10 protein-coding genes are annotated in these 13,002 nt (G+C 62.5%); 2 read left to right on the top strand and 8 right to left on the bottom strand.

Annotated features, from left to right (window positions below; translation table 11 throughout):
* The first annotated feature begins 45 nt into the window (after positions 1-45).
* On the top strand, positions 46-993 hold the full coding sequence (locus BLR71_RS02320) for an AEC family transporter (protein ID WP_092522659.1): 948 nt from the start codon (positions 46-48) through the stop codon (positions 991-993).
* A 267-nt stretch (positions 994-1,260) separates the two neighbouring features.
* Here BLR71_RS02320 and sixA read toward each other — a convergent pair whose 3' ends face one another.
* From sixA to BLR71_RS02280, 8 genes are all read right to left on the bottom strand, one after another.
* Complete coding sequence (gene sixA / locus BLR71_RS02315) at positions 1,261-1,749, bottom strand: phosphohistidine phosphatase SixA (RefSeq protein ID WP_092522657.1); 489 nt, start codon at positions 1,747-1,749, stop codon at positions 1,261-1,263.
* A gap of 5 nt (positions 1,750-1,754) precedes the next feature.
* Entirely contained in the window at positions 1,755-2,810 is a 1,056-nt protein-coding gene (locus BLR71_RS02310; protein WP_092522655.1) for an NAD(P)H-dependent glycerol-3-phosphate dehydrogenase, read from the bottom strand.
* 116 nt (positions 2,811-2,926) lie between these two features.
* Positions 2,927-4,369, bottom strand: coding sequence for an NAD(P)(+) transhydrogenase (Re/Si-specific) subunit beta (locus BLR71_RS02305; RefSeq protein ID WP_092522653.1), 1,443 nt, complete (start codon positions 4,367-4,369; stop codon positions 2,927-2,929).
* Positions 4,370-4,385: 16 nt separating this feature from the next.
* Entirely contained in the window at positions 4,386-5,957 is a 1,572-nt protein-coding gene (locus tag BLR71_RS02300; protein WP_092522651.1) for a Re/Si-specific NAD(P)(+) transhydrogenase subunit alpha, read from the bottom strand.
* Positions 5,958-6,346: 389 nt separating this feature from the next.
* On the bottom strand, positions 6,347-6,946 hold the full coding sequence (locus BLR71_RS02295; protein ID WP_092522649.1) for an isochorismatase family protein: 600 nt from the start codon (positions 6,944-6,946) through the stop codon (positions 6,347-6,349).
* Positions 6,947-7,198: 252 nt separating this feature from the next.
* A complete protein-coding gene (locus BLR71_RS02290; protein ID WP_175491602.1) occupies positions 7,199-7,984 on the bottom strand; it encodes a glucosaminidase domain-containing protein in 786 nt (261 codons plus the stop codon).
* Positions 7,985-8,251: 267 nt separating this feature from the next.
* The gene (gene htpG / locus BLR71_RS02285) at positions 8,252-10,156 is read right to left on the bottom strand and encodes a molecular chaperone HtpG (protein ID WP_092522645.1); all 1,905 of its coding nucleotides are present in this window, start codon (positions 10,154-10,156) and stop codon (positions 8,252-8,254) included.
* Between the two features lie 186 nt (positions 10,157-10,342).
* Complete coding sequence (locus BLR71_RS02280) at positions 10,343-10,660, bottom strand: YkvA family protein (RefSeq protein WP_092522839.1); 318 nt, start codon at positions 10,658-10,660, stop codon at positions 10,343-10,345.
* A gap of 277 nt (positions 10,661-10,937) precedes the next feature.
* Between BLR71_RS02280 and BLR71_RS02275 the strand changes: the two genes are divergently transcribed.
* Positions 10,938-12,908, top strand: a complete 1,971-nt coding sequence (locus BLR71_RS02275) for a transglycosylase SLT domain-containing protein (protein ID WP_092522643.1) — start codon at positions 10,938-10,940, stop codon at positions 12,906-12,908.
* Positions 12,909-13,002 lie beyond the last annotated feature (94 nt).

The following is a 13,002-nucleotide window of genomic DNA, read 5'->3' as shown; positions in this document are numbered from 1 at the left end:
ATCGTCGTCGGCCGCTGGCTGACGCTCTAGGGAGCACTGACAGGTATGAACCTTCTCGCGGTTTTCCAGCACACCCTCAACGTCACCCTGCCAGTCTTTGCCATGGTGTTCATCGGCATTGGTCTGAAACGCTGGGGCTGGATCGATGCGGCCTTCGTTTCCACCGCATCGAAACTGGTGTTCAAGGCCACCTTGCCAACCCTGGTCTTCTTGAGCATCGTTCAGGCCGACCTCGAGGCGAGCCTGAATCCCGGCATGCTGGTTTTTTTCGCACTCGCCACCCTGGCAAGCTTCGCGTTTAGCTGGGGTTGGGCCAACTGGCGCGTGCCGCGAGAGGATCGCGGCGTCTATATCCAGGGCGCCTTTCGCGGCAACTGTGGCATCGTCGGCCTGGCCCTGGCCGCCAGCATGTACGGCGACTATGGCCTATCGGCGGGTGGCTTGCTGCTGGGGGTGGTGATCGTTAGCTATAACGCTCTTTCGGTGGTCGCCCTAAGCACCTTTCAGGAGGGTCAGGCAACGGACTGGCGCAGCATTCTAGGTCATATCACCAAGAATCCGCTGATTCTTGCCGTAGTGGCCGCATTGCCTGTCGCCCTCTCCGGCGTGCCTCTGCCGGGCTGGCTGCTGACCACCGGCGACTACTTCGCTTCCCTGACCCTGCCGCTGGCTCTCATTTGTGTGGGTGCGACGCTATCGGTCAAAGCCCTGCGCAACGACAGCACCACCGCCGTCAGCGCCAGCCTGATGAAGATGGCCATTCTGCCGGCGCTCGCCACCGCCGGGGCCTGGCTTGCAGGCTTCACGGGGCGCGAACTGGGCGTGCTATTCCTGTTCTTTGCAAGCCCAACCGCGGCCGCCAGCTTCGTAATGGTCAAGGCGATGAACGGGAATGCCAAGCTGGCCGCCAACATCATCGCGATCAGTACCCTGCTGGCCAGCCTGACCATTACCGGCGGGGTGTTTGGCCTGCGCGTCGCCGGACTGATCTAGCCAGACGTCTCCCAGGCCCTCAGCTCGCCGGGGATGCCTTGGCGGTGTCGGCGCGAATCACCACCTCGAACTCTTCCTCATAACCCGGCGTGACGTGGATGCGGTTATTGACCATATACGTCATAGGGACTCCTGAAACTGGCTAAGGGTAATTCCCGGCAATCCCTATGGCGCCGCCTGGGCGGCGCGAGCGATCTGCCAGGTTGGATGGCGCAGCGCACGACAGTGCGGAAGAGGTAGCGTTTAAGAGGAAGCGTTTAAGAGAGCTCAGCGAGACCCGGGCGCTTCCAGGCCGACCAAGCGTGCACAGCCTGCAGCGAAGACATCACTCTCCAGTCGAGCGATGGCAGCAGTAGGAAATCCCAGCCCCAACGCTCTGGGCCCATCGGTCAGTTGGGCTGTCAGCACGCCGACCAAGGGCATATGACTCACCAACAGCAGCGGCCCCGGCGACGCTTCCTGAGTCTCGATCAGCCAGTCGAGAATCGGGCCTATCGGGTCGTCCGGCGTAATGATCGGCAGCGTCTCGATCGCCACGCCCAGGCGCTCGGCCATCAGGGTCGCGGTCTGCTGGGCGCGGCGATAGGGGCTCGCCAGCACTCTTGGGGTAGGTAGCCCCTCATCGGCCAGGCGCTGCGCCAGCCATTCGGCCATGTCGCTGGCCTCGCGCCGACCTTCGTCGGTGAGCGAGCGCTCGGCATCCGGCCGTCCGGGGCCGGCCTGGCCGTGGCGCATGATCCAAAGCGTCTCTCGCATCGCGTTCAATCCTCCAGGCGCCGGGCGGCCTTGACGTCCTCGCGGGACAGGGTGAATTCCACATCGCTACTCTGCTCGCCCTGCATGAGCAGCTTGGCCATGTCACGGGCCGGCACCTGATTGAAGAGTACCTGATAGAGCCCCTCGGCGAGGGGCATATAGACGCCCTCCTCTGAGGACTTGTCATGAACTAGGTGCACGGTGTTGACGCCTTCGGCGACCTGCCCCAGGGCCTCGACGGCCTCTTCGAGGGTTCGCCCCTCGCCAAGGGCGTAGCCGACGCGGTAATTGCGAGAAAGCTTCGATGAGCAGGTAACGATCAAATCGCCGACGCCGGAAAGGCCGAGAAAGGTCATGGGGTTGGCCCCCAGATGCACGGCAAAACGGCTCATTTCCGCCAGCGCCCGGGTCATCAGCATGCTGCGGGTGTTTTCCCCCATTCCTAGGGCCGCCGCCATACCGGCGGCGATGGCATAGATGTTCTTCAGTGCGCCGCCAAGCTCAACGCCGAAACGGTCGTTGCTGGCATAGACCCGGAAATAGTCGCAGCCCAGCGCGCTCTGTACCCGGGTGCGCGTCAAGGGGTCGTCACTGGCGATCACGGTGGCCGTGAGCTGCTTGTCGGCAACCTCGGAGGCAAGGTTGGGGCCGGAAATCACGCCAATATGGGGAAAGCCGGTCTCCTCCTCGAGGATCTCGCTCATCAGCTTGAAGCCTTCTGCCTGAATGCCCTTGGTGGTGCTGACCAGTATCTGGCCGGCGGTCAGCCAGGGCCTCGCCTGGCGCACCACGCTGCGGAAGGCCTGGGAAGGAATCGCCACCAGCACCAACTCCGCGCCGGTGAGCACCTCGCGCATGTCGGTTGCGGCCGTCACGGCCGGGTTGATGGCGTAATCCGGCAGATAATGGCTGTTGCGATGGTCCCGGTTGATCTCATTCGCCAGACTGGCATCGCGCATCCACTGGTGTACACGGGCTCCATTGTCGGCCGCGATACTGGCAAGCGCCGTGCCGAAACTGCCGCCACCCAGCACGGCGACCTTCAAGCGATCATCAGACATTCTCGATCCATTGACGAGTGATAGACCCCTTCATTGTAACGAAAAGCGGAGAGGCCGAAATGCCTCTCCGCTATGGGCTGACTGAGACGGGCGCGAGGCCCGGTCGATCAAGAAGCTCAGTCGATCATCGGCACCAGGGTGTCGATGCTCGAACGGGCATCGCCAAACAGCATCCGAGTGTTCTCCTTGAAGAACAGCGGGTTCTCGATGCCGGAGTAGCCGGTGCCCTGCCCACGCTTGCAGACAAAGACCTGCTTGGCCTCCCACACCTTGAGCACCGGCATACCGGCGATGGGGCTTGCCGGATCTTCCTGCGCGGCCGGATTGACGATGTCGTTGGAGCCGATGACGATCACCACGTCGGTCTCGGCGAAGTCATCGTTGATCTCGTCCATCTCCATGACGATGTCATAGGGCACCCGCGCTTCAGCAAGCAGCACGTTCATGTGCCCCGGCAGTCGCCCGGCCACCGGATGGATGCCGAAGCGCACATTCTTGCCGGCGCTGCGCAGCTTGCGGGTCAGTTCGCTGACCGCGTTCTGCGCCTGGGCCACCGCCATGCCGTAACCCGGCACGATGATGACGCTATCGGCATCGTTCAGCGCGCTGGCCACGCCGCCGGTATCGATGGACACCTGCTCGCCCTCGATCTCGGCCGCCTCGCCCTTGCTGCCCCCGAAACCGCCCAGGATCACGTTGATGAAGTTGCGGTTCATCGCCTTGCACATGATGTAGGACAGAATGGCCCCCGACGAGCCCACCAGGGCACCGGTGACGATCAGCAGATCATTGGAGAGCGTGAAGCCGATGGCCGCCGCCGCCCAGCCGGAATAGCTGTTGAGCATGGAGACGACTACCGGCATGTCGGCGCCGCCGATACCCATGATCAGGTGCCAGCCGATGAAGAAGGCCAGCAGCGCCAGCACTAGCAGGGTCCAGAAGCCGGCCCCGTTGAGGTAGGCGATGGCCAGCAGCAGCGACAGGATCGCCGCCCCGGCATTCAGCCAGTGGCCGCCGGGGAACTGGCGCGGCTTGCCGTCGACCTTGCCGGCGAGCTTACCGAAGGCGATCACCGAACCGGTGAAGGTCACCGCACCGATGAAGACACCAAGCACCACCTCGACCTGCAGAAAGGTCAACTCGGCCGGCGTCTTCAACGCCAGGGTGGCGGCGAAGGCGGAGAAGCCATCGGTGCCGGACTCGGCGAGCTGTGCCGCCAGCACGCGACGCCGCTCCAGGTCGGCGTTCCAGCCGACGAATACCGCGGCCAAGCCGACGAAGGAATGCAGCGCCGCCACGAGTTGCGGCATCTCGGTCATGTCGACCCTTCTGGCCACCACCGTGCCGATAGCGGCACCGATCAACATCATCGGAATCATCCAGCCATAGCCACCGATGCCCGGACCGAACATCGTAGCGCCGACCCCCAACGCCATGCCGACGATGCCATACCACACCGCTCGCTTGGCCTTTTCCTGATTGCTCAAGCCCCCAAGCGAGAGGATGAACAACACACTTGCCGCGATCGCCGCGGCAGAAACGACTTCTTGACCCAACATTTCGATTCTCCGCGATTCAGGATTTCTGGAACATGGCCAGCATCCGGCGTGTCACCTGGAAGCCGCCCACGATATTGATGGAGGCGATCAGCACCGAAATACTGGCGAGCAGTCCTACCAGCCAGTTGCCGGAGCCGATCTGTAGCACGGCGCCGAGAATGACGATGCCGGAGATCGCATTGGTCACCGCCATCAGCGGGGTGTGCAGCGAATGGCTGACGTTCCAAATCACCTGAAAACCCACGAAGCAAGCCAGGGCGAAGACGATGAAATGCTGCATAAAGGAGGCCGGCGCCACCTGGCCAAGCAGCCACATCACAGCGCCGCCCACCGCCAGCATGCCTACCTGGCGCTTGGTCTGAGTGACGAAGGCGGCATGTTCGGCGGCCTTTTTCTCCTCGTGAGTGGGCTCTTTTTCCTTCTGCTTGGGCTTGGACGCGCCGATCGCCTTGACCTTGGGCGGCGGCGGCGGGAATGTGATTTCACCGGCGTGGGTCACCGTGGACCCGCGGATAACATCATCCTCCATGTTGTGATTGACCACGCCGTCTTTCTCAGGGGTCAGGTCGGTCAACATGTGGCGAATATTGGTGGCATAAAGCAGTGAGGACTGCGTCGCCATGCGTGACGGGAAATCGGTATAGCCGACCACGATCACGCCTTTATCGGTGACGATGCGTTCGTCCGGCACGGTCAGGTCACAGTTACCGCCCTTCTCGGCGGCCAGGTCGACGATCACCGAGCCCGGTTTCATGGCCTCGACCATGTCCTCGAGCCACAGTTTGGGCGCCGGTTTGCCGGGGATCAGCGCGGTGGTGATGACGATATCCACGTCCGGCGCCTGCTCGCGGAAACAGGCCAGCTGCTTTTCGCGAAACTCCGGACTGGAAGGGGCCGCATAGCCGCCACTCTCGGAACCGTCCTGGCTGTCCTCGAAGTCGAGAAACAAGAACTCAGCGCCCATGGACTCGATTTGCTCGGCCACTTCGGGGCGCACGTCGAAGGCCCGCACCACAGCGCCGAGGCTGGTGGCTGTGCCGATGGCGGCAAGCCCCGCCACCCCGGCGCCGACGACCAACACCTTGGCCGGCGGCACCTTGCCGGCGGCGGTGACCTGACCGGTGAAGAAACGCCCGAACTGGTTACCTGCCTCGATCACCGCGCGGTAACCGGCGATATTGGCCGTACTCGACAGGGCATCCATCTTCTGTGCCCTGGAGATACGCGGCACCATATCCATGGCAACGACGGTGGCACCATTAGCCCGGCAGCGCTCCAGCAGCGCCTCATTCTGGGCCGGCCAGAAGAACGAAATCAGCGTCTGGCCATCGTGCAGAAGGTCTGCTTCCTCGTCGCTGGGCTCGCGCACCTTGATGACGGTATCGGCCTGCTCCCAGAGCGCCTTGGCATCCTCGACCACGCTGACGCCGGCATCACGATAGGCCGCATCGGCGAAGCCTGCCGCCACACCGGCGCCTGTTTCTATCAGGCATTCATGGCCTAGTTTCTGAATCTGCTGCGCGCTCTCCGGCGTCAGCGCTACCCGCGCCTCGCCCGGGGCTCGCTCCTTTGGTGCTCCGATCTTCACTCTATGCCTCCCTGTCGCGACGCTCGCCGCGAAACTGGCCGCCATCCGAAAAAACGGCGGGAATGAGTCGATATGGGTATGGATATCCGGGGTAACACGTCAGTCCGATCAGCCCTTGGTCACCCTTTGCGATACAGCAGTGTTTGGAGAAAACAACGCAAAGGCAAGGGGTTACGAGAAAAAATCCTTTATAAATATACAGTTATGGCATCCATAACGTACTTGTTATGTTAGTAGTTCTGCCCAACTAATTGATAAATAATGAAAAAACCGGACTCACCAACCTGGCATAATCGTTATGAGTGCCATAATGAAAGCGTTATTGCTGCTTTTCCTTCCCCTCTCGCCGATTTATCGCCAGCAAAAAGCGCGCCTAAAAACGTGGCGAATCAAAACTGCTGCACCACTTCCTGGGTCGAGCTGATCCGCGCGTAGTGGCTTCCCAGCAACGCCAAGCTGAAACGCTGCACGTCCTCTGCGGCCAAGGGTTGCCCGTCGAGATCGTCGATGGCAAAGCTTGCACAGGCATCCGCGACCACGACCACGCCAAAATCCAGGCAGTGGGCATGGCGAGCAGCGGTCGACACGGCATGGCCGGTAGATACACCCGCCACCACCAGCCGCGATATGCCATGACGCCTCAACCAGATATCGAGATCCGTGCCGATGAAGGGGCTTTCGACGTGCTTGGTGACGATACGCTCGCCGGCAAGGGGCATCGCCGAGGCCTTGAATTCGGCCCCGGCATGGCCGGAGCGATACAGGGACCCGGGTGTATGGGAAAAATGCCGGACATGCACGATGTGTCCGTTGCCACCCCGCCAGCACCTCAATAGTTCATCCACTCGGTCGTCGAGAACTGGATTGCTATGGATGCCATTGTGATCGACATCATCGACGGCCTTCTGAAGATCGATCAGCAGCAGAGCCGCCGCATCATCCCTGGCATCATAGAGACGCAACCGTGCATTGCTTGACTGGCGCACCATCACTACCTCCGTCGCCTGTCCTGAAAAAAGTTACCTCGACCAGCACGCTCCACGGGCCGATATCCGGCACCTATTCATGCAAGCATAGGCGTTTGCTTGGCTTGCTGCTGAGACAAAGGCCGCGACGCTCAACGCTCGGTTGCACTTGAGCCGTAAACGACGACGCCTCCCGCGGCATAAGCCGGGAAGGCGTCATGATGCTGTTCGACAGGCTGATATCGGCACGCTCAGGCCAAGGGCCAAAGCGTCTCGTCAGGCCGGCGTGTCGCCCGCATGGCGGCGAATTCGCTCGGCATTGGTGCGCAGCAGCGACAGCAGCACGTGCTGATAGTCGGCACGGGTCGCATAGTCTTTGAGGGTGGCGATCAGCGCCTCCGGGGGCACCTCGCCTTGCGCCGACAACTGGGCACGACGCGAGCGCAGGGCCGCGTAAGCGCGATGGGTATTCAGATTCTTGAGATAGGCCCGCACGGCGTCCTGAAGACTATCGAAGGACCGGTAGCGGCCGCTGCTGGTGCGCATGCCAAAGAGGTTGTTGTTCTGGCGTGCCAGCCGCGACGTTCCCCAGCCGGACTCTTCCACCGCCTGCACGGCGACCATTTCCAGCGGCACCGGCGCGACCCGCTTGAGCAGCAGGGCATTGATCTCGCCGGGCGCACAGTCCAGCGCATAGTCCTTACACAGCGCCGCTACTCGTTCACGCTCGGCGGAGGTCCAAGGCGTGTCGCGCTCGGCGAGCGCCAGCAGCCACTCTCGACGGGCGGCGAGCTGGGAGTTCTCGGCCTCGACGATGGGCACCAGCACCTGAAGGAACGCATCCTTGCGCCGAGGCCCTGCCGGCAGTTGCCGCAGGTCCGGCAGCGTTACCGCCTCGGCCGTTTGCGCCTCGACAACGGGACGAGCCTCAGCGGGCTGGGACACCGCTACCGGCGGCATGGCCACCAGGGCAACCAAAAGACTCACTGCCAGTAACGCAGCCGGCAGGCGTCGAGCGCGCGAGGGCGACGACAGCAAACACCAGAGAGGTAAATAGCGCATCATCAGGACTCCGCTAACGGGGGGTGAGGGCCATCCTGCTTGAAGGTCGTACGAGGATGCCTCTCATCCACTATCAAGGCGCATAAAAGGCCGCGGGCAGGTATGCCCAAAGGCCCACTGGTAATCAGCGGGCAAGATTATCAGGCATTGGCCGAATCACCGAGCTATTTTGCACCGCACAAACAGAAAACCCCGCCAGGCGAACCTGACGGGGCTGGCAGCGACTCACCGCGGGAAGCGCGGCGAGCCGATATCAGCGCATGACGCTTATGCCATCAGCAGCGTATTGAGACGCTTGACGTAAGCGGCCGGATCATCGAGATGACCGCCCTCGGCGATGATCGCCTGATCGAGCAGGATACGCGACAGGTCGCTGAAGGCCTCGCCATCGGCGCTCTCGAGACGGCCGACCAGCACGTGATCCGGGTTGAGCTCGAGGATCGGCTTGACCTCCGGCATCGGCTGGCCAGCGGCCTCCATGATGCGGCGCATCTGGAAGCCCATCTCGTGCTCCGGCAGCACCACGCAGGCCGGAGAATCGGTCAGGCGATGGGTCACCTTGACTTCCTGAACCTCTTCACCCAGCGCTTCCTTGACGCGCTTGACCAGGTCTTCCTTGGACTTGGCGGTCTCTTCCTGTGCCTTCTTCTCTTCTTCGTCTTCGATCTCACCCAGATCAAGATCGCCCTTGGCGACGTCGACCATGGACTTGCCGTCGAACTCGGTGAGGTGGCTCATCAGCCACTCATCGATACGATCGGAGAGCAGCAGCACCTCGATGCCCTTCTTGCGGAAGATCTCCAGGTGCGGGCTGTGCTTGGCCGCATTGAAGCTGTCGGCCACGATGTAATAGATCTTCTGCTGGCCTTCCTTCATGCGCTCGACGTAAGACGCCAGCGACTGATCCTGAGTCGAGCTGTCGGTATGGGTCGAGGCGAAGCGCAGCAGGCCGGCGATCTTGTCGCGGTTGGCGTGATCCTCGGCCGGGCCCTCCTTCAGCACGGTGCCGAAGGTGTTCCAGAAGGTCTGATACTGTTCGTCGTCCTTGGCCAGCTTCTTGAGCATGTCCAGGCCGCGCTTGGTCAGGGCCGCCTTCATCTTGTCGACCTGCGGGTCCTGCTGGAGCAGCTCGCGGGACACGTTCAGCGACAGGTCCTTGGTGTCGATCACACCCTTGATGAAGCGCAGGTATAGCGGCAGGAACTGCTCGGCGTCGTCCATGATGAAGACGCGCTGCACATAGAGCTTGAGGCCACGGGCACCGTCACGCTCGTAGAGATCGAAGGGCGCGCGACCCGGCACATAGAGCAGGCTGGTATACTCGAGCTTGCCTTCGACCCGGTTGTGGCTCCAGGTCAGCGGATCGCTGAAATCGTGGGAGACGTGCTTGTAGAACGCCTTATACTCATCGTCGCTGATCTCGGCCTTGGGACGCACCCAGAGCGCGGTCGCTTCGTTGACGGTTTCCCAGGTCTCGACCTCGCTGCCTTCGATCTCGTTGCCTTCATCGTCCTTGGCCGTCTCGGTCTTGGGCATGCGCACCGGCACTTCGATGTGGTCGGAATACTTGCGCACCAGGTTCTTGAGACGGAAGTCGTCGGCGTACTCCTGAGCGTCTTCCTTGAGATGCAGCACGATCTCGGTGCCGCGCACCTCACGGTCGATGTCGGCGATGGTGAATTCGCCCTCGCCTTTCGAACGCCACTCGACGCCGGCGTCCTTGGGCAGGTCGGCGCGACGCGTGCGCACGGTGACCTCATCGGCAACGATGAAGCCGGAATAGAAGCCAACGCCAAACTGACCGATCAGGCGAGCATCTTTCTGCTGCTCGCCGGAGAGCTGCTGCAGAAAGTCGGCGGTACCGCTCTTGGCGATGGTACCGAGGTTCTGGATCACGTCTTCACGGCTCATGCCAATGCCGTTATCGCGCACGGTGACGGTGCCGGCCTTGGCATCGTGCTCGATCTCGATACGCAGTTCGCTGTCGCCTTCGTAGAGCGCATCGTTATCCAACGCCTGATAGCGCAGCTTGTCGCAGGCATCGGCGGCGTTGGAAATCATCTCACGCAGGAAGATCTCCCGGTTGGAATACAGGGAGTGAATCATCAGATTCAATAGCTGTTTGACTTCGGTCTGGAAGCCCAGGGTTTCTTCATGGGTGACGGTAGACATGTAACGAGTCCCTCATCGATCTCAGCATTGGGGGCGGCTGCCGAGGCAACGCGCCTGTATCGGTAACGTGATCGAAATATGGGGCCCTGTACGGGCTTTTCAAGCCTACCGAATCAACTGGATGGCATGGAGTTGGTAAAGGCGGGAGAGGGAAATGGCGACGGGTCTAAGCGGCCAGGCCGGCAGCTAGTCGTTACGGCCCGCCCGCCAAGCATGATAAGGCGCCAGATGGTGGTCGACCCGAGATAGCAGCCAGCCGACGATCAGGGCGTCATCAGCCAGCCCCAACACCAGAAAGACATCGGGAATCAGGTCCAGGGGGGAAAGCAGATAGGCCACTGCAGCCGTCATGCAGCCGATGGCTCGCCAGGGCACCGGTCGATAGCGCCCGGCTAGCACATCGCCAAGCATGGGCACGAACGAGCGCAAGGCCCGCCCAATGCGCGCAAGTGATCGGCCACGCCGGCCAAGCCAGCCCTTGCCTCCTGACGATGATCCTGCCATGTTGCTCTCCTCCTGACCGCCCCGGTTGCTGTTTGCGGCATACTTGGTGCGCATGCTCGTTCATTAGACCTCTTGCCCTCCCCAAGTGTCACCCGCTTAAACTGCCGCCAGGGTTAGGCGGACTGTCAAAGCGCTTTCGCTCCTGACAACCACTTCTGGCAACGATGCCCTAGACACCTGAGCCATCACCACCTGTCGAAAGCTGGCGACACTACTCAACGCCTCATGCATCGGCGAAAATGGCGGTAATGCATGGCGCGACTCTGGAGAATCCTCAATGCGACGCTTCCTCATCTCCCGGCATTGGCCGGCCCTGCTGGCAAGCCTGGCGCTCAGCCTGCCACTCGGTCTGTCAGTCGATGCGGCCAAGGCCGATGAAACACAGGATATGGCCATGCGTGATGCCCTGGAGGCCGCCAGGGCAAAGGAATTCTCGCGTATTGACCAGGCGGCCATCGATGGCCATGTCCTCGAGGGCTACGTGGAATATCACCGCCTGCTGTCACGCCTGCCCAATGCGCCGGCATCGCAGGTGCAAGACTTCATGGCCCGATACGACGACTCGCCGCTGGCCGACTGGATGCGCGGCGAAGCCATAAGCCGTTACGGCAAGGCCGGGCGCTTTGAAAGCCTGCGCGAGATCAGCAACGGCGAGCCGCGTGGCGCCCAGCGCCGCTGCTACTACTATACCGCCTTGCTGGATACCCGCCCCGTGGATGCCGCCAACGGCGGGCGCGACCTGTGGCGTGTCGGTCACTCTCAGCCCGACGCCTGTGACCCGCTGTTTCGCACCCTTCGCGAGCGTGGCGAGATCGGCGCCCCCGAGATATGGGAGCGCCTGACCCTGGCCTGGCAGGACGGTGAAACAGGCATGGTGAGCTATCTAGGCCGTCAGTTGGGCAGCGCCTGGCAGCCCGGGCTAGACGCCCTGGACCGGTTGCAGCAGGACTTCTCGGCCATCACCCAGGTGCCCACGCGCATCGGCCCCCAGGGACGCGGCACCGACGCACTCTTCGAGGCTGCCATGCACGGCTTCACCCGCGCCGATACCGAAGCGGCCCTGGAAGCTTGGCGCAAGATCGCGCCCCACGTCGATCTCGGTGCCGGTGCGCGCCGGGAAATCGAACACGATCTGATGTTCTATTCGATGGTTCGCGAAGTCGCCAATAACCGCGGCTGGGTCGATGCCACCCTCCCCGACTTTCACGACACCGACCTGCTGGAGCTCAGGGTACGCCGGGCACTCGACCAACGTGACTGGAGCGGCGTGATCGACTGGGTACACCGCATGCCGGACGAGCCGCGCCGCGAAGCCCGCTGGCAATACTGGGTGGGCCGCGCCCTCAAGCAGCTCGGCAACCCCAGCGGAGCCGCCGAGGCCTTCCGGGCTGCCGCCGGCGAGCGCAGCTTCTTCGGCTTCGCCGCCGCCGACCGTCTCGATGTCCCCTATGCCTTGAACCTGGAGCGTGTCAGCTATAACGCGGCCTACCGCGAGCGCATCGCCGAATGGCCGGTCGTGCAGCGCACCGAGGCGCTGATTCGCATCGGCGAGCCCGGGCTTGCCAATAGCGAGTGGTACACCGCCGCAGCCCGTGCCGATGCTGACAAGGCCCGGGCACTGGCGGACTACGCCGCTTACCGTGGCTGGCATGCCCGTGCGGTGCAGACCACAATTGCCGCCGGCCTTTGGGATGCGCTGGACTGGCGCTTTCCCGAGGCCTATCGCGACGATTTCCTGCAATGGGGCAATCGCCGCGGCGTCGACCCCTACCTCTTGATGGCCATCGCCCGCCGCGAAAGTGCCTACAATCCAACGGTGGTGTCACCGGCCGGCGCCCGGGGCCTGATGCAGCTGATGCCGGCTACCGCGCGCCACGTGAGTCGCCAACTGGGGCTCGAGGATCCTGGCCTCTATGGCGTACTCCAGCCGGAAACCAATATCCGCCTGGGAAGCCGCTATATCCAGGACATGATCGAGCGCTACCGCGGCAACCGGCTGGCCGCCACCGCTGCCTATAACGCCGGGCCGAACCGGGTCGACCGCTGGCTCAAGAATGCCCCACGGGAATTCGATCTGTTCGTGGAGAGCATTCCCTTCCACGAGACTCGCCAATACGTCCAGGCCGTGATGGCCTACCGGGTGATCTTCGAGAGTCTCGCCAAGGGCGGCAACACTCAGGACGTGTCGCTGCTGACACAGGCGGAGCGAAACGAGCGTTACGACACCTCGCTGATGGCTCAGCAATAGAGCGCTTGCCGCTCCCTGCGGCAAGCGCTAGCCAGGTGAAGGAGACACAGACACACAGAGACCAACACACCAAGGGCTCGCTTAGCGGGCCCTT

This window comes from Onishia taeanensis (assembly GCF_900100755.1).
Classification (GTDB): domain Bacteria; phylum Pseudomonadota; class Gammaproteobacteria; order Pseudomonadales; family Halomonadaceae; genus Onishia; species Onishia taeanensis.
The sequence above is the reverse complement of the archived record's forward strand: the minus strand, read 5'-3'. Positions and strand labels throughout refer to the sequence as shown.